Source organism: Streptomyces orinoci, assembly GCF_003121295.1.
GTDB lineage: Bacteria > Actinomycetota > Actinomycetes > Streptomycetales > Streptomycetaceae > Streptomyces > Streptomyces orinoci.
The window spans coordinates 14,024-30,572 of sequence record NZ_PHNC01000003.1; the positions used below are offsets into that span (position 1 = coordinate 14,024).

16 protein-coding genes are annotated in these 16,549 nt (G+C 71.3%); 8 read left to right on the forward strand and 8 right to left on the reverse strand.

Annotation, left to right across the window (positions count from 1 at the left end):
• Window positions 1–80 precede the first annotated feature (80 nt).
• The gene (gcvP, locus tag CV755_RS00150) at window positions 81–2,966 is read left to right on the forward strand and encodes an aminomethyl-transferring glycine dehydrogenase (protein WP_109278031.1); all 2,886 of its coding nucleotides are present in this window, start codon (window positions 81–83) and stop codon (window positions 2,964–2,966) included.
• A 135-nt stretch (window positions 2,967–3,101) separates the two neighbouring features.
• Here the strand turns inward: gcvP and CV755_RS00155 are convergent, their stop codons facing one another.
• Both CV755_RS00155 and CV755_RS00160 read right to left on the reverse strand, forming a co-directional pair.
• The gene (locus tag CV755_RS00155; RefSeq protein WP_193553318.1) at window positions 3,102–3,308 is read right to left on the reverse strand and encodes a DUF5999 family protein; all 207 of its coding nucleotides are present in this window, start codon (window positions 3,306–3,308) and stop codon (window positions 3,102–3,104) included.
• Window positions 3,309–3,613: 305 nt separating this feature from the next.
• Window positions 3,614–4,204: a hypothetical protein gene (locus CV755_RS00160; protein ID WP_109278033.1), complete on the reverse strand. Its 591-nt coding sequence runs from the start codon at window positions 4,202–4,204 to the stop codon at window positions 3,614–3,616.
• Window positions 4,205–4,687: 483 nt separating this feature from the next.
• Here CV755_RS00160 and CV755_RS00165 point away from each other — a divergent pair, with 483 nt between their 5' ends.
• Together CV755_RS00165 and CV755_RS00170 are read left to right on the forward strand one after the other, a co-directional pair.
• Entirely contained in the window at window positions 4,688–6,190 is a 1,503-nt protein-coding gene (locus CV755_RS00165; RefSeq protein ID WP_109278034.1) for a glutamate-cysteine ligase family protein, read from the forward strand.
• Between the two features lie 32 nt (window positions 6,191–6,222).
• Complete coding sequence (locus tag CV755_RS00170; RefSeq protein ID WP_422070492.1) at window positions 6,223–7,056, forward strand: CPBP family intramembrane glutamic endopeptidase; 834 nt, start codon at window positions 6,223–6,225, stop codon at window positions 7,054–7,056.
• 31 nt (window positions 7,057–7,087) lie between these two features.
• On the opposite strand, the gene CV755_RS00175 is transcribed toward CV755_RS00170, so the two are convergent.
• Window positions 7,088–7,903 (reverse strand): PhzF family phenazine biosynthesis protein, encoded by an 816-nt coding sequence (locus tag CV755_RS00175; protein ID WP_109278035.1) that lies wholly within the window; start codon window positions 7,901–7,903, stop codon window positions 7,088–7,090.
• A gap of 133 nt (window positions 7,904–8,036) precedes the next feature.
• Between CV755_RS00175 and CV755_RS00180 the strand changes: the two genes are divergently transcribed.
• Together CV755_RS00180 and CV755_RS00185 are read left to right on the forward strand one after the other, a co-directional pair.
• Window positions 8,037–8,618, forward strand: a complete 582-nt coding sequence (locus CV755_RS00180) for a PadR family transcriptional regulator (protein WP_109278036.1) — start codon at window positions 8,037–8,039, stop codon at window positions 8,616–8,618.
• A gap of 208 nt (window positions 8,619–8,826) precedes the next feature.
• Complete coding sequence (locus CV755_RS00185) at window positions 8,827–9,348, forward strand: Clp protease N-terminal domain-containing protein (RefSeq protein ID WP_109278037.1); 522 nt, start codon at window positions 8,827–8,829, stop codon at window positions 9,346–9,348.
• Here the strand turns inward: CV755_RS00185 and CV755_RS00190 are convergent.
• The gene (locus tag CV755_RS00190) at window positions 9,302–10,036 is read right to left on the reverse strand and encodes a pyridoxamine 5'-phosphate oxidase family protein (RefSeq protein WP_109278038.1); all 735 of its coding nucleotides are present in this window, start codon (window positions 10,034–10,036) and stop codon (window positions 9,302–9,304) included. The genes CV755_RS00185 and CV755_RS00190 overlap by 47 nt on opposite strands.
• 35 nt (window positions 10,037–10,071) lie before the next feature.
• On the opposite strand from CV755_RS00190, the gene CV755_RS00195 reads away from it, so the two are divergent.
• Window positions 10,072–11,403 (forward strand): aminotransferase class I/II-fold pyridoxal phosphate-dependent enzyme, encoded by a 1,332-nt coding sequence (locus CV755_RS00195; protein WP_109278039.1) that lies wholly within the window; start codon window positions 10,072–10,074, stop codon window positions 11,401–11,403.
• On the opposite strand, the gene CV755_RS00200 is transcribed toward CV755_RS00195, so the two are convergent.
• Window positions 11,394–12,371, reverse strand: a complete 978-nt coding sequence (locus CV755_RS00200; RefSeq protein WP_109278155.1) for a DMT family transporter — start codon at window positions 12,369–12,371, stop codon at window positions 11,394–11,396. The two genes, CV755_RS00195 and CV755_RS00200, sit on opposite strands and share 10 nt — an antisense overlap.
• Before the next feature lie 76 nt (window positions 12,372–12,447).
• On the opposite strand from CV755_RS00200, the gene CV755_RS00205 reads away from it, so the two are divergent.
• Entirely contained in the window at window positions 12,448–13,353 is a 906-nt protein-coding gene (locus CV755_RS00205) for a LysR family transcriptional regulator (RefSeq protein ID WP_109278040.1), read from the forward strand.
• Window positions 13,354–13,368: 15 nt separating this feature from the next.
• On the opposite strand, the gene CV755_RS00210 is transcribed toward CV755_RS00205, so the two are convergent.
• From CV755_RS00210 to CV755_RS00220, 3 genes are all read right to left on the reverse strand, one after another.
• Window positions 13,369–14,249, reverse strand: a protein-coding gene (locus tag CV755_RS00210; protein WP_109278041.1) for an IS5 family transposase whose coding sequence is annotated in 2 segments (ribosomal slippage) — window positions 13,369–13,889 and window positions 13,889–14,249 — 882 coding nt in all. Because the reading frame shifts where the segments join, the coding sequence is not laid out codon by codon here.
• 53 nt (window positions 14,250–14,302) lie between these two features.
• The gene (locus tag CV755_RS00215; RefSeq protein ID WP_109278042.1) at window positions 14,303–14,800 is read right to left on the reverse strand and encodes a pyridoxamine 5'-phosphate oxidase family protein; all 498 of its coding nucleotides are present in this window, start codon (window positions 14,798–14,800) and stop codon (window positions 14,303–14,305) included.
• A gap of 75 nt (window positions 14,801–14,875) precedes the next feature.
• The gene (locus tag CV755_RS00220; RefSeq protein WP_109278043.1) at window positions 14,876–15,400 is read right to left on the reverse strand and encodes a Rieske (2Fe-2S) protein; all 525 of its coding nucleotides are present in this window, start codon (window positions 15,398–15,400) and stop codon (window positions 14,876–14,878) included.
• Between the two features lie 174 nt (window positions 15,401–15,574).
• On the opposite strand from CV755_RS00220, the gene CV755_RS00225 reads away from it, so the two are divergent.
• Window positions 15,575–16,540, forward strand: coding sequence for a DMT family transporter (locus CV755_RS00225; protein ID WP_109278044.1), 966 nt, complete (start codon window positions 15,575–15,577; stop codon window positions 16,538–16,540).
• Window positions 16,541–16,549: the final 9 nt, after the last annotated feature.

Sequence of the window (16,549 nt, forward strand, 5' to 3'; positions counted from 1 at the left end):
AGATGACAGAGGGGGAGGCCGTCCGGGTACCCGCGCCGTGGTACCCCTCGCAGGTCGCAATGACCAGGAGGCCCCCGCAGATGACCGCCCACCGCATCTCCCTTTCCGACCTGGAGCGCGGCACTCCGTTCGCCGACCGCCATATAGGGCCCGATGCCGAGGCCCAGGCCAAGATGCTCGCCCAGGTCGGCTTCGGCTCGCTGGACGAGCTCACCGCCGCCGCCGCGCCCGATGTGATCAAGAGCGTCGAGGCACTCCGGCTGCCCGGGCCCCGTACCGAGGCCGAGGTGCTGGCCGAGCTGCGCGGCCTGGCCGGCCGCAACCAGGTGCTCACCTCCATGATCGGACTGGGCTACTACGGCACCTTCACCCCGCCGGTGATCCTGCGCAATGTCATGGAGAACCCGGCCTGGTACACCGCCTACACGCCCTACCAGCCGGAGATCTCCCAGGGCCGGCTGGAGGCGCTGCTGAACTTCCAGACCGTGGTGGCCGACCTGACCGGACTGCCCACCTCCGGTGCCTCGCTGCTGGACGAGGGGACCGCCGCCGCCGAGGCCATGGCGCTCTCCCGCCGGGTCGGCAAGGTCAAGGACGGCGTCTTCCTGGTGGACGCCGACACCCTCCCGCAGACCATCGCCGTGCTCCGGACCCGCGCCGAGCCCACCGGGGTACCGGTGATGGTCGCCGATCTCGGTGAGGGCATCCCCCAGGAGGCCGCCGAGCGCGGGGTGTTCGGCGTGCTGCTGCAGTACCCCGGCGCATCCGGCGCGGTGCGCGACCTGCGCCCGGTCATCGAGCAGGCGCACGAGCTGGGCGCGGTGGTCACCGTCGCCGCCGACCTGCTCGCCCTCACCCTGCTGGCCCCGCCCGGCGAGCTGGGCGCCGATATCGCGGTGGGTACCACCCAGCGCTTCGGCGTGCCCATGGGCTTCGGCGGCCCGCACGCCGGCTTTATGGCGGTGCGCGAGAAGTTCGCCCGCAGCCTGCCCGGCCGGCTGGTCGGCGTCTCGGTGGACGCGGACGGCGACAAGGCGTACCGCCTGGCCCTGCAGACCCGTGAGCAGCACATCCGCCGGGAGAAGGCCACCAGCAACATCTGCACCGCCCAGGTGCTGCTCGCCGTGATGGCCGGCATGTACGCCGTCTACCACGGGCCGGAGGGCCTGGCCGCCATCGCCCGCCGCACCCACCGCTATGCCGCCGTCCTGGCCGAGGGCCTGCGGGCCGGCGGAGTGGAGCTGGAGCACGAGCACTACTTCGACACCCTCACGGCAAGAACTCCCGGCCGCGCCGCCGAAGTTGTCCGGGCCGCCCGTGAACTCGGCGTCAACCTGCGGCTGGTGGACGCCGACCGGGTCGGCATCGCCTGTGACGAGACCACCACCCGGGACCATCTGGCCGCCGTCTGGGCCGCCTTCGGGGTCCGGGCCGAGGTGGCGGAGCCGGCCGAGCGGGTCGCCGACGCGCTGCCCGGGGAGCTGCTGCGCGAGGCGGACTACCTCGCCCACCCTGTCTTCCACCAGCACCGCTCCGAGACCGCCATGCTGCGCTATCTGCGCCGCCTGGCCGACAAGGACTACGCGCTGGACCGGGGCATGATCCCGCTGGGCTCGTGCACCATGAAGCTCAACGCCACCACCGAGATGGAGCCGGTCACCTGGCCGGAGTTCGCCGCCCTGCACCCCTTCGCCCCCATCGAGCAGGCCGAGGGCTACCGCACGCTGATCGGCGAACTGGAGGAGCGGCTGGCCGAGATCACCGGCTATGACAAGGTCTCCATCCAGCCGAACGCCGGTTCCCAGGGCGAGTTGGCGGGCCTGCTGGCGGTACGGGCGTACCACCGGGCCAACGGTGACGACCGGCGTACCGTCTGCCTCATCCCCTCATCCGCGCACGGCACCAACGCGGCCAGCGCCGTGATGGCCGGGATGAAGGTGGTGGTGGTCAAGACCGGTGAGGACGGCGAGGTCGATGCGGCGGACCTGCGCGCCAAGATCGAGCAGTATCGCGACGAACTGGCCGTGCTGATGGTCACCTACCCCTCCACCCATGGGGTGTTCGAGGAGCACATCAGCGAGATCTGCGACCTGGTGCACCAGGCGGGCGGTCAGGTGTATGTGGACGGCGCCAACCTCAACGCCCTGGTCGGAGTGGCCAAGCCGGGCGAGTTCGGCGGCGATGTCTCCCATCTGAACCTGCACAAGACCTTCTGCATCCCGCACGGCGGCGGCGGTCCGGGTGTCGGCCCGGTGGCGGTCCGCGCCCACCTGGCCCCGTACCTGCCCAATCACCCGCTGCAGCCCGCCGCCGGTCCGGCCACCGGTGTCGGCCCCATCTCCGCCGCCCCCTACGGGTCGGCCGGCATCCTGCCCATCTCCTGGGCGTATATCCGGCTGATGGGCGGCGAGGGCCTCAAGCGGGCCACCCAGGTCGCGGTGCTGGGCGCCAACTACATCGCCAAGCGCCTGGAGCCGCACTACCCGGTGCTCTACACCGGCCCGCACGGCCTGGTGGCGCACGAGTGCATCATCGATCTGCGGCCGCTCACCAAGGCGACCGGGGTGAGCGTGGACGATGTCGCCAAGCGCCTGATCGACTACGGCTTCCACGCCCCGACCATGTCCTTCCCGGTGGCCGGCACCCTGATGATCGAGCCCACCGAGAGCGAGGACCTGGGTGAACTCGACCGTTTCTGCGCGGCGATGATCGCAATCCGTGCGGAGATCGACAAGGTCGGTTCCGGCGAGTGGGACAAGGACGACAACCCGCTGCGCAACGCCCCGCACACCGCCGCCTCGGTGGCGGGGGAGTGGCAGCACTCCTACAGCCGGGCCGAGGCCGTCTTCCCGGACGGGGTCACCCCGGCCGAGAAGTACTGGCCGCCGGTGCGCCGGGTGGACGGGGCCTATGGCGACCGCAACCTGGTGTGCTCCTGCCCGCCGTTGGAGGAGTACGAGGGCTGATCCCCTGACACCGGACACCCTTGGGGGCCGGCTCGGCGAAGCGCCGGGCCGGCCCCTGGTGTTGGTGCGGCGCCCCTTCTTGGTGCGGCCCCTGTTCTTGGTGTGGCCCCGGTTTCCGGAGTTGAGGTGATGCCGTCAGGCAGCGGTCATCACTTGCCCGGTGCCCAGCGGCCGGTGCGGAGCGATGATGCGTCCGTCCGGCAGCAGCTCACCGGTGTCCTCGAAGCAGAGGACACCGTTGCACAGCAGGCTCCAGCCTTGCTGGGGGAAGTGCGCCACGAGCTGGGCGGCTTCCCGGTCGGCGGAGTCGGCTGACGGGCACGCGGGCTGGTGCTGGCACATGGGAGGGTTCTTTCGCTGGGATGTCGGTGATGCTGTCGCTGTGCTGCGGCTCGATGCGGTGGTCATGCCGCCCCCCGTTGCGATTCGTCTTGTGGTTCCCAGTCTTGCCCTACCGGCGTGATTCCGCAGGGATTTCACGTCAGCGGTCCTCACCCGGGGAAGACGCATCACCCGTGCGGGCGGTTGCCCTCAACCACACTGTCCCTTCGGGGGGTTGTGCCCCCGCCACGGACTAGCCCGAGCGGGTGAGGACAGCGTCGGGCGCCCCGCGGCGGGTGCCACGGGGCGCGGTTTCCGGTTGTCTCTCAGGCGGAGGTGCGCAGCAGTGGCGCGGGGGTGAGCCGGAGGGTGAGCACCGGCAGCAGATCGGCGAAGCGGTGCGGGCGGTGGGCGGCGATGCCCGGTGGTGCGGGGGCGAGTGGTACCAACAGGTCCCCGGGGGCGGGCAGTCCGGAGGCGGGGTCGGCGTTGAGGTCGCCGTGCAGCCAGAGGGTGAGCATATAGAGCCCGGGTACGGTCAGCAGCCGGGGCTGGTAGGGGGTGCTCAGTGACTCGGCCTGGCGCAGGGCCAGTTCGGTGGAGGCGACATAGGGTCCCTCGAAGAAGTGCGAGAAGGCCCAGCCATCGGGGGTCAGCATGCTCTCCCCGGCGGCCACCGCGCGGCCGTCCTCCTTCTTGATCAAAAAGCGCCAGCCGGTGAGGCGGGTACGGGGCGTGCTGCCGCCCGCCGCGCCCTGCTCCAACACATGGACGGGCAGCGGAAGTTCGCAGGTGAGCTGGGTCTGGGCGGACTTCAGGGCCGGGGTGCGGGTCTCGCGGACCGCGGTGGGGGAGCCGAGTGCGGTGACGATGCTGCGGAGGGCAGGCGCGGGGGCAGGGGGGAGATGCAGCGGCATGATGGGTCGCCTCTCACTTCGGAGACACGTTTGGTGCTGGGCAGGTGACGACGACGCTGTCGGCGTACGGGGTCAGAGGGGAGCCGGACCGACTGCCGGGGCGCCTACTCTCTGCCTCACCCCGGAGTTTATACGACAGGTGTTCACATGGTGTTTCGGCTAGCTGTCGCCGGCATTACCGGCAAGGGGAAATCCGGGCCGAGTGCGCGGCGGATTTCGGTGATTTCGTGCCCGGCGGGGACGCCTGACCTCAGATTCTTTCCCGTCAGCGGTAGGCCGAAACTCGTCGGTGTTTATCACCAGCGCAATGCGGCAGGCTCCCGATGCACCGTCATGCCATCGGAATGTGCCGGAGTGCACGCGGGTAAGAGCCTAGCGGCAATGCGCGGGGCGTGAGGCGTTTCGATCGCCCCGCCTGGGCATCATCGACCGTGACGAGAGCGGACGGCGCCGCGGGCGGCCCGCTTGAGGAAGGACGCTTCCATGGGTGAGAAGGTCGCGGCCGAGGGGTTCGACCTGGCCGACCGGCACCTCCACCGGGACAAGCTCCGGCAGTGTCTCCAGGCGCTGGCGCGGCTGCTGGAGGAGAAGCGTTTCGACCGGCCCCGCAATCTGGTGGGATTGGAGATCGAGCTGAATCTCGCGGGCTTCGACGGCATGCCGAGCATGATGAATGCCGAGGTGCTGGAGCGTATTGCGAGTCACGATTTCCAGACCGAGCTCGGCCAGTTCAACCTTGAAGTGAACATTGTTCCGCACCGGTTGTCCGGCCGCGTTCTGGATCAGCTCGCCGAAGAGTTGCGCACCGGTCTCGCCTACGCCGACCGAAAGGCCCGCGAAGTCGGTTCCGGAATTGTCATGATCGGTATTCTGCCCACGATCACCCAGGAGCACCTGGTCCCCGCGAACTTCTCCGCCGCCGACCGCTACATGCTGCTCAACGAACAGGTGGTGGCCGCGCGTGGCGAGGACTTCGTCATCGACATCGCGGGAGTGGAGCGGCTGCGGTTCACCGCCGGTTCCATCTGCCCCGAAGCCGCCTGCACTTCGGTGCAGTTGCATCTTCAGGTGACCCCGGGCCGGTTCGCCGCGGTGTGGAACGCGGCACAGGCCGTGGCGGCCGCGCAGATCGCGGTGGGCGCCAACTCCCCCTTCCTGTTCGGCCGGGAGCTGTGGCGGGAGTCCCGTCCGCCGTTGTTCGTCCAGTCCACCGACACCCGCCCGCCCGAACTCCAGGCGCAGGGCGTACGGCCGCGTACCTGGTTCGGGGAGCGCTGGATCGATTCGGCGTATGAGCTGTTCGAGGAGAATCTGCGCTACTTCCCGCCGCTGCTGCCCATCTCCGGGGACGAGGACCCGCTGCGGGTGCTGGACGACGGCGGGGTGCCCTCGCTGGAGGAACTCACCCTGCACAATGGCACGGTCTACCGCTGGAACCGGCCGGTGTACGGGATCGCCGACGGGGTGCCCCACTTGCGGGTGGAGAACCGGGTGCTGCCCGCCGGGCCCACGGTGACCGATGTGATGGCCAATACCGCCTTCTACTACGGCCTGGTCAGGGCGCTGGCCGAGGAGCCGCGGCCGGTGTGGACCCGGCTGCCGTTCGCCCTCGCCGCGCACAACTTCGACCTGGCCTGCCGCCATGGCATCGACGCGGTGCTGCACTGGCCCAAGGCCGGGCGCAATGGAACGCCGGTTCCGGTGCCGGCCGTCCGCCTGGTCTGCGAGGAGCTGCTGCCGCTGGCGGCCGCCGGGCTGGACGCCTGGGGTGTGGAGCCGGCCGACCGCGACCGCTATCTGGGCGTCATCGAGGGCCGCTGCCGACGAGGCGTCAATGGGGCGTCCTGGCAGGCCGCCACCTATCACCGGGCGCGGGCGCGGGGGCTGGACCGGGGCGGCGCACTGGCCGCCACCACGCGCCGCTACTGCGAGCTGATGCGCACCGGAGAGCCCGTACACACCTGGCCGCTGGGGATCACCGACTGACGCCGCCCACCCCGCTGTCGTACCCGTCCCCGGTGGTGCGGCAAGCTGGTCCGGTGCGAAGCGACACCGACTCCCGGTCCGGATCCCAGGCCCTGCCGCCCGTCGGTACCGGGCTGTCGCGGCGGACGCTGGGCAGCGAGGCCCTGCTGGTGCTGGCCCTGTCCCTGGGGGCCAGTGCCGTCTCCGCTCTGATCAGCTTTGTGGGATCGGTCACCAAGCCCGGCGGGCTGAAGCATCAGGCGGCTCATCTCAATGCCTCGCACGCCCCCGGCCGGCCCTGGCTCGACCTGGCCTGGCAGCTGTTCGGCATCGCCACCGCACTGGTCCCGGTCTTCCTGGTGGCCCATCTGCTGCTGCGCGAGGGCTCGGGCCTGCGGGCCATCGGCTTCGACCGCCGGCGGCCCGGCTTCGACCTGGGCCGGGGCGTCGCGCTGGCGGCCGTCATCGGCGGCACCGGGCTGCTGTTCTATCTCGGGGTGCGGGCCGCCGGATTCAATCTGACGGTGGTGCCCGAGTCGCTGCCGCCGGTGTGGTGGAAGTTCCCGGTGCTGATCGCCTCCGCGGTGCAGAACGCGGTGCTGGAAGAAGTGGTGGTGGTCGGCTATCTGCTGCGCAGACTGGGGCAGTTGGGCTGGTCCCCGGCGGCCGCGCTGGGGGCCAGCGCGGTGCTGCGCGGTTCGTACCACCTCTACCAGGGCATCGGCGGCCTGCTCGGCAATATGGCGATGGGCGTGGTCTTCGTCCTGCTCTACCGGCGGTGGGGGCGGGTCGGGCCGCTGGTCGCCGCGCATGCGCTGATCGACACGGTGGCCTTCATCGGCTACGCGCTGCTGGCCGGCAAGGTGGGCTGGCTGCCCACGGCCTGACCCGCGCCCCTACGGGCTGACCCGGGCCTCCTCAGACCAGCAGCTCGCCCTCGATCACCGTGACCGCGGAGCCGGTCAGCAGGGTGCGCTCACCGCGCACTTCGGTACGTACCAGGCCGCCGCGCGCCGATGCCTGAAACCCCGTCAGCTCGGTCCGGCCGAGGCGGGCGGACCAGAAGGGGGCCAGCGCGGTGTGGGCGCTGCCGGTCACCGGGTCCTCGTCGATGCCGGCGTTGGGAAAGAAGCACCGCGAGACATAGTCATAGCCGCGGGACGGGTCCGCGGCCTCGGCGGTGGCGATGACGCCGCGGCGCGACTGCCGGGCGAGAGCCCGCAGATCCGGCGCCAGCCCGCGCACCGTCTGCTCGTCGGCCAGCTCCACCAGCAGATCACCGACGTGTTCGCTGGTGTGGTGGACGGTCAGCGGACGGGCGCCCAGAGCCCCGGCCACATCCTCGCCGGCCTCGGCCGGGGTGAGCGATGAGGTGGGGAAGTCCAGGGTGATGGGGCCGTCCGGGCGGGCGGTGGCGGCCAGTACGCCGCAGCGGGCGGCGAAGCGGACGGTGCCGGCGGTCCGGCCGGTGCGGTGCAGCACATGGGCGGTGGCCAGGGTGGCGTGACCGCACATGTCCACCTCGATGGCCGGGGTGAACCAGCGCAGTGCCCAGTCGGCCCCGGAGGAGTCCGGCAGCGGGTGGGCGAAGGCGGTCTCGGAGAGATTGACCTCGGCGGCGATCTTCCGCAGCCGGTCGTCCTCGGGGAAGGGCCCGTCGTCCAGGAGTACGACTCCGGCCGGGTTGCCGGCGAAGGGGCGGTCGGTGAAGGCATCGACGATTCGGATACGCATGCCTGCACGCTAAGCAACGGGAGCCCTCGGCGGCAGGTGCCAATCGCCGGAGGGTGGACACGAATTGCGTGGGGAACCCTCTTGCCAGCCGATCGGTTCCGATATATCGTCGAACCATCGTGATGGATCGACGATGGAGGTAGTGACTATGCACTCCCATGGGTATGAGCACCACCGGTCCGACCGGCCGGGCTGGGGCGAGCGCGGCGGACGGCGGGCGTTCGGCCCGTTCGGTCCCCCCTTCGGGCGCGGCGGGCGCGGCGGCCCGGGCGGCCGGGCGCGGCGCGGCGATGTGCGCGCCTCGATCCTGGCCCTGCTGGCCGACGGTCCGATGCACGGCTACGAGATGATCCGCGAGATCGCCGACCGCAGCGGCGGCACCTGGCGGCCCAGCCCCGGCTCGGTCTACCCCACCCTCCAGCTGCTGGAGGACGAGGGCCTGATCACCAGCGCCAGTGAGGGCGGCAAGAAGCTGTTCACGCTGACCGAGGAGGGCCGGGCCGAGGCCGCCGCCGGGCCCAAGGCCCCCTGGCAGGAAGCCGGTCGCGCGGGCGACTGGGAGACCATGCAGGAGATCCGGCAGGCGGGCGTCGGGCTGATGGAGGCCTTCAGCCAGGTCTGGCGGACCGGCAGCCCCGAGCAGCGGGAGAAGGCGCTCGCGGTGGTCAATGAGTCGCGCAAGAAGCTGTATCTGATCCTCGCCGAGGAGGGCTGAGGGGCACCCCCCTCAGGCGCCTGGGCTCAACGCGCGGACGCCGCCGCCTGTTTGGCGGCGCCCGCGCGCCCGGCGTCCCTGATGCCGGTGTTGGGGGTGGCTCCTTCTCAAGGATGACTGCTTGGGTCTCATGCCCGACTCGCGCGGTACAGGCGAATGGTCCCCGCCGGGGATGCGGGTGAGGGGCGGTGGCTGATGGGGTGGGAGGGTGCAGAGCAGTACATCCGACACCGGGCAGGTGGACGCCGCTTACGAGAGACCGCTCAGCGCGGAGCTGTCCTCGGTGCTCGCCGGTGCCCGCAGACGTGCGCTGCGCGATGGCGACCGGCAGATCGACACCGCCCATCTGCTGCACAGCCTGCTGGAAGCCGACCCGGCGGTACGGGCGGCCATCCCCGGCGGCGAGGGGCAGCTCGCCCGGCTGCTGGGCTATCTGGTGCAGCGCTCCATCGGCTACGGGCTGCGCTGGCGGGGCTCGGTGGAGGACTCCCCGGCCGTGCCGGCCCGGCGTGCCGGCTGGTCCCCCGCCGCCGCGACGGCCATGGCACGGGCCCGGCTGCGGTCGGGCGAGCGCCGGGGCGAGCGGGTGGAGGGGCTTGACCTGCTGGCCGCGCTGGTGCGTGACCACCGCTGCCGGGCGGCGGATGTGCTGCGCTGGGCGGGAGTGGACGCCGACGCCCTCTTTATGCGCCTGGACGCTCCGGACTCCCCGCCGCCACCAGGTCGTTGAGATAGGACGGGACCGGGATGCCCGGCCGGAGGGACTCGGCCGGAACCGGGGCGCCGTAGTGGGGGTGCACCGGTATGACGCCGGTCCAGTAAGGCAGGGCGAGGTCGTCCGGGTCGTCCTCCGGGCCGGCGTCGCGGACCTTGGCCGAGACCTCGGCCAGATCAAGGCGGAGCACGGCGGTGGCGGCCAGCTCCTTGGCGGTCGGCCGGCGGGAGTCCGCGGAGCGGCCGGGCACCACCTGGTCCACCAGGGCGTCCAGAGCCTCGGTCAGCTCCTGGGGGTCGGTGACCGTACGGGCCGTGCCATGCACCACCACCGAGCGGTAGTTGAGGGTGTGGTTGAAGGCGGAGCGGGCGAGCACCAGCGCATCGACATGGGTGACGGTCAGGCAGACCGGCATTCCGGGATCCTCGGCGCGGGCGGCGGCGTGCAGCGGGCGGGAGCCGGTGGAGCCGTGGACGTACAGCCGCTCGCCGAGCCGGCCGTAGAGGGTGGGCAGCACCACCGGGGCGCCGTCCCGGACGAAGCCGAGGTGGCAGAGGTAGCCGTCGTCGAGGATGGAGTGGACCAGCTCACGGTCGTAGGAGGTGCGGTCGCGGTAGCGGGTGGCGGTGGTGCGCTCGGTCCGCGCATAGGACCCCTGGCCCGCCCCGCCGGCCCGGCCGGCCTGGTCCGTCGGCAAAGACATTGCACCCTCCATTGCACTAGTGCATACTTGGTTTTGTGTCAGGAGGATATCGGATCGAAGGTCGTCGCGCAGCAGAGATCTCGGCGAGCGTGGAACGCGCGGTGGGCGCGGGCAGGCTGGCCCCGGGTGAACTGCTGCCGCCCATGCGGGAGTTGGCGGTGGAGCTGGGCGTCAACCCCAACACCGTCGCGGCCGCCTACCGCACTCTGCGCGACCGCGGAGTGATCGAGACGGCGGGCCGCCGGGGCAGCAGGGTGCGCAGCCGTCCGGCCAGCACCCCGCGTGAGTCGATCGCCGTGCAGGTGCCCGAGGGGGTGCGGGACGCCGCCAGCGGCAACCCCGATCCCGCGTTGCTGCCCCCGCTGGAGCAGGCCCTGGCCGCCGCCGTCGCCGAGCAGGCGGGACGGCCCGTGCTCTATGGCGCGCCCGCCATCGACAGTGAGCTGGAGCGGATGGCCCGGGCCGCCTTCGCGGCCGACGGGGTGCCGGACGGGCCGGTGGCGGCCGCCTCCGGTGCGCTGGACGCCATGGAGCGGGCCCTCTTCGCCCATCTGCGGCCGGGGGACCCGGTCGCCGTGGAGGATCCGGGCTGGGGCAGCCTGCTGGACCTCGTCTCCGCGCTGGGGCTGCGCGCCGTGCCCGTCCCGGTGGACGACGACGGCCCGCTGCCCGAGGTCACCGACCGGGTGCTCGGCCAGGGGGCCAGGGCCCTGGTGGTCACCGACCGGGCGCAGAACCCCACCGGCGCGGCCATCGGCGAGCAGCGCGCCCGCGAGCTGCGCACGGTGCTCTCCCGGCACCGGCGAACGCTGCTGATCGAGGACGATCACGGCCATGGCATCGTCGGTTTCCCGCTGCACCCGCTCGCCGGCGCCACCGATCACTGGATGCTGGTGCGCTCCTTCGCCAAGGTCTTCGGCCCGGATCTGCGCCTCGCCCTGTTCACCGGTGACGCGCTGACGGTGGACCGGGTCCGCGGCCGGCTGCGGCTGGGGCCCGGCTGGGTCAGCCATCTGCTGCAGGACGCCGTGCTGCACCTCTGGCGCACCGGCACGGTGGATTACGGCGAGGTCGCCGCCTCCTACAACCGCCGCCGCCAGGCGCTGATCCGCGAGCTGGCGGAGCGGGGGCTCACCGCCCGGGGGCGCAGCGGAATGAATGTATGGCTGCCGGTGGCGGACGAGACCGGAGTGGTGGCCGGGCTGCTGCGCTCGGGCTGGGCGGTGGCCCCGGGCGCCCGCTTCCGCCTGGCCGCCCCGCCCGGGATCCGGCTGACCGTCTCCGCGCTGGCCATGGAGGAGATACCGGCCCTGGCGGACGCGGTGGCGGCTGCCACCGCGCCACTGCAGGCCGGGCGTTATGCCTGACCGGCCTTGGCCCGGGGCCGGCTCTGGGTGAGGGCCGCCCCGGCCAGCACGATCACCGCGCCCACCGGGGTGTTCCAGGCCAGCCGCTCCCCCAGCAGGACGGCACCGGCCGCGGTGGCGATCACCGGGATGAAGTAGGTGGTCAAGGTGGCCGTGGTCGGGCCCACTTCGGCCACCAGACCGTACTGGACCAGCATGGCGAATCCGGTGCCCAGCGCCCCCAGGGCGAGCACGGCCAGCACCGGCACGGCGTGGAAGGAGGTGGGCAGCGGGCTCGACAGCGGGGCGGCGACGGCCAGTTGGAGGGTGCCCAGGAGCAACTGGGTGCTGGTGAGCGACAGATGGGAGTCACCGGTGCCGGACAGGGTGCGCCGCACATAGATCCAGCCGACCGCATAGCTGGCGGAGGCGGCCAGCGCCATCAGGGTGCCGGCCGGGTCCTGACCGGAGAAGCCCTGCCAGGCGCCCAGCACGGTGAGCACCCCCAGAAAGCCGAGCCCCAGCCCGGCCAGGCGGCGCCGGGTCGGCCGGTCCTCGGAGAGCGCCACCAGGGAGAGCACCATCCCCCACAGCGGGGTGGTGGCATTGCAGATACCGGCCAGGGTGGAGGAGATGGTCAGCTCGGCATAGGCGAAGAGGGTGAAGGGGAGCGCGTTGAGCAGGAAGGCGGCAACCGCCAGATGGGCCCAGGTGCGCGGGCTGCGCGGCAGCCGGCCGCGCTTGGCGGCCAGCGTGGTGAGCAGCACCAGGGTGCCGAAGAGCATCCGGCCGAAGGAGACATAGGCCGGTGCATAACCATCCGTGCCCAGCTTCATAAAGAGGAAGCTGAACCCCCAGATAAGGGCCAGCGCGGCAAAGCGCAGCCGCCAGTCCACCGCGCGGCGCCGCCGGTCGGAAGGCCGGGCCTCGGGCTGGGAACGAAGGGTGGGGGAGGGCGGCGCTGAGGGCCGGGACGCAGTGGTGCTCATGGTCATCCACCATGCCGGGTGCCCACTCATTAGGGCAAGCAAATAAATCTATGGAGGATCGCGTAGCATCGCTTACATGTTGAACTTGGAGCGCCTGAGGACCCTCAGTGCGGTCGCCCGTCATGGCTCGGTCAGTGCCGCCGCGGACGGGCTGCATGTGACGACCTCGGCGGTCTCCCAGCAGCTGGCCAAGCTGGAGCGGGAGACCGGCCAGCAACTGCTGGCCAAGCAGGGGCGCGGGGTGCGGCTGACCGACGCCGGGCGGCTGCTCGCCGATCATGCCTCGCGCATCCTCTCCCAGGTCGAACTGGCCCAGGCCGACCTGGAGGCACAGCGCGGCCAGGCCGTCGGTGAGGTGCTGATCAGTGCCTTCCCCACCGCCGCCCGGGGCATGCTGCCCGAGGCACTGGCCGGGCTGCGCCGGACACACCCCCAACTGCGTTCCCGCCTGGAGGAGTTGGACCCCGATGACGCGGTGGTCCGGGTGCTGCGCGGTGACCTCGATGTGGCGGTGGTCCTGGACTGGAGCAACAAGCCGATGCCGCTGGCGGACGGGCTCTGCCGGGTCCGGCTGCTGGACGACCCGGCCGATGTCGCCGTGCCCGCCGGGCACCGGCTGCAGGACAGGGCGGAGGTCGCGCTGGAGGACTTCGCCGAGGACGACTGGGTCTCCTGGCCGCGGGGTGCCTTCTGCCACGACTGGCTGGTGTCCACCTTGCGGGCCAAGGGAGTTGAGCCCCGTATCGCGCATATGGCCGATGAACACCACACCCAGCTCGCCCTGGTCGCGGCCGGCCTCGGTGTGGCCGTGGCGCCCCGCCTGGGCCGGGGTCCGCTGCCCGAGGGGGTACGGGTGGTACCGGTCCAGGACGCCATGTGCCGCCATGTCTATGCGATCTGGCGCCAGGACGCCGACCGCAGGCCCTCGGTGAGGGCGGTGGTCGAGGCGCTGCGCCGGGCGGGCGGTGCGGTGGCGGGCTAGGTTCTGTCCGGCGGATCATGTTCGGAGCCAGAGCCGGATCGCGGCGACGGTGACGGTTCCGTGGAAGACGTAGGCCCGTTTGTCATAGCGTGTAGCCACGGCCCGGAAGTGCTTTAGCCGGTTGATGGTCCGCTCGACCTCGTTGCGGCGCTTGTACATCTCCTTGTCGAAGCCGGCGGGCCTGCCGCCCTTGCTGCCACGGCGTTTGCGGTTGGCCCGCTGGTCCTTCGGCTCGGGGATGGTGTGCTTGATCTGCCGCCTGCGCAGGTAGCGGCGGTTGCGGCGGGAGCTGTAGGCCTTGTCTCCGCCCAGATGGTCCGGGCGGGTGCGCGGATGCCCGCCGACCGGGCGCGGGACGCGGATGCGTTCCAGGACGGGGATCAGCTGTGGTGAGTCGCCCCACTGGCCCGGCGTGACCAGCAGGGCCAGTGGTCGGCGCCCGCCTTCGGCGGCGAGGTGAATCTTGCAGGTCAGCCCGCCCCGGGACCGTCCGAGTCCCTCATCGGGCCTGTGCTGCCGGGGCGTTGATCTTTTTTCGGGACACGAGGTGCCTTCTTGTGGGCCCCGGCGGCATGCTGGTGAGCGCGGCACGAGGTCGAGTCCACGCTCACCATGCTCCAGTCGATCCGGCCGTCCGCGTCGGCCTCGGCCTGGACAGCCCGCAGGATCCGGTCCCACGTGCCGTCCGCCGACCAGCGACGGTGCCGCTCGTAGACGGTCTTCCACGACCCGAAACGCTCCGGCAGGTCCCGCCACGGGACACCAGTCCGCTCACGGAAGAGAATCCCGTTGATCACCCTGCGATGACTGGCCCACCGGCCGCCCCGCTGCCCGGACTTGGGCAGATGCCGCTCCAGCCGGGCCCACTCGTCATTCGTCAGATCACCCCGCCCCACACAAGACCTAACGTCCCGAACGCAGAGCGGTCACATGATCCGCCGGACAGACCCTAGGGTCCGCCCGGCGCACCGGTGCTGCCGTCGGGGTGCGCCGCCTTGCGGAAATCCCAGGAGACCACCGACTCCGGGCGCAGCCGAAGCCAGGCGTGCCGCCCGTCATGCGGCAGCGCGGAAGTCCCGAAGTACTTTTCCGCGAACAGCCGCTCCACAAAGGTGAGTCGGTCATGGCAGGCACCGGTGCGTGGTACCTCGCCGACCGTGCCGACCGTTCCCGACAGTTCCGCGCCCCGGAGCTCTCCGTACGCCACTCCGTCGTCCACCACCGCCGCCGCCCGGGCGTCCTGCCGCAGATCGGCCCAGCGCCGGCTACGGGTCAGTGAATAGAGCCACAAGGACCCGTCGTGCCACAGGAACCACAGCGGGCTGATATGCGGCCGGCCATCCGGGCCGGTGGTGGCCAGCCGGCAGACGCGCTGCGCGGTGAGGAAGGCGTCCAGCTCCGGCCCGGACATCATCAGCCGGCGGCCGCGCCGCTGACTCTTCACCATGTCTGACGTCACGTCAGAAAGCGTCAGCCCCGGGGCCGGAATGGCGCAAGACGGATGCTGCGGCTTATCGGCCGCTCATTCCAGCAGCAGCGAGTCCCCGCGCTGGGAGACATTGTGCGGGGGCAGCGGCTTCCGGGCCGGGCCCTGTCGCACACTGCCGTCCTTGATGTCGAACTCACTGCCGTGGCAAGGGCACTTGATCACCCCGCCGGTCACCGACCCCACCACGCATCCCTCATGGGTGCAGACCGCCGAGAAGGCCTTGAACTCGCCTTGGGACGGCTGGGTCACCACCACCTTGCGGTCGGCGAAGACCTTTCCACTGCCCACCGGGATCTGCGCCGCGGGGACCGCGTCCGCCCCCGAGGGTGCCTCACTGGCCGGCGCCCTGTCGGTGGGAGCCGCGGTGGACGCTGTCCCTCCGGTCGCCGACGGCCGCGGTCCGGCGGTGGTGGCGCTCGCGCTTCCCTTGCTCTCCTGGCCGCCGCCGGAGTCGCCGCATGCTGCCAGCAGAGCGGCCAGCGAAGCCGCGCCCGTTGACAACACCATGGTCCGCCGGGTGGCGCCTTCCCGTTCTCCCGAGGCCGGTGAAACGGACATAAATCCTCCTTGGGGTTCCGGCCGGTTGTACAGCCGGTCATACGCACTGGGACCTCCCTGTGTTCAACGACCGCTGCGGCTTGTGGGCGGACACCCTTGAGGCGCGGAGTCACAAGTTCCGAATAGTTGGCCGAGCGTGTATGCCTGTACCAGCCAACTCGGTACGTTGTGCGCATGGATCAATCGAGATCAACAGGCGGGATCGACAGGAAGGCTCTCCTCGCGGCCTCCGTCACCGTGGTGTTGTGGGCATCGGCCTTTGTTTCCATTCGTGGTTCGGCGGACTGGTTCGGCCCCGGAGCGCTGGCGCTGGGGCGGCTGCTGGCGGGCTCGGTCGCCCTGGGCCTCATCCTTTTAATACGGCGTGGCGGTCTCCCGCCCCGTGCGGCATGGCCCGGCATCCTGGGCTCAGGAATCCTGTGGTTCGGCGTCTATATGGTCGTGCTCAACTGGGGTGAGCACGGGGTGGACGCGGGCACCGCGGCCATGGTCGTCAATGTGGGCCCCATGGTGATCGCGCTCCTCGGCGGCTGGCTGCTCAAGGAGGGCTTCCCGCCCATGCTGCTCGCGGGGATGGCGGTGTCGTTCGCGGGGGCGGTCGTCGTGGGCATCTCACAGTCCGACGGCGGCGGTTCCTCGCTCGGCGGCGTGCTCCTGTGCCTGCTGGCCGCCGTGGCCTATGGCGGGGGAGTGGTCAGCCAGAAGCCCGCGCTGAGACATGCCTCGCCGCTGCAGGTGACGACCTTTGGTTGCATGGTGGGTACCGTCATGTGCCTGCCGTTCTCGGGGCAGTTGGTGTCCCAGGTGTCCAAGGCGCCGGTCTCAGCCACCCTGAACATGCTCTACCTGGGCGTCTTCCCGACCGCCATCGCATTCAGCACCTGGGCGTACGCACTGGCCCGGACGACCGCGGGGAAGATGGGGGCCACGACTTACGCCGTTCCGGCGCTGGTTGTGCTCATCTCATGGGCCACGCTGGGTGAGGTTCCCGGGCTGCTGACGCTCTTCGGCGGGGCGCTGTGTCTGGGGGGCGTGGCCGTCTCGCGCATGCGCGGCACGCGGCGTGCGCAGGTTGCGGCAGCCGTACCGGAACCAGCCGGGATGCCGGATACGGCGGCGCCGATGACGTCCCTCGACTGAGCCCTGTCC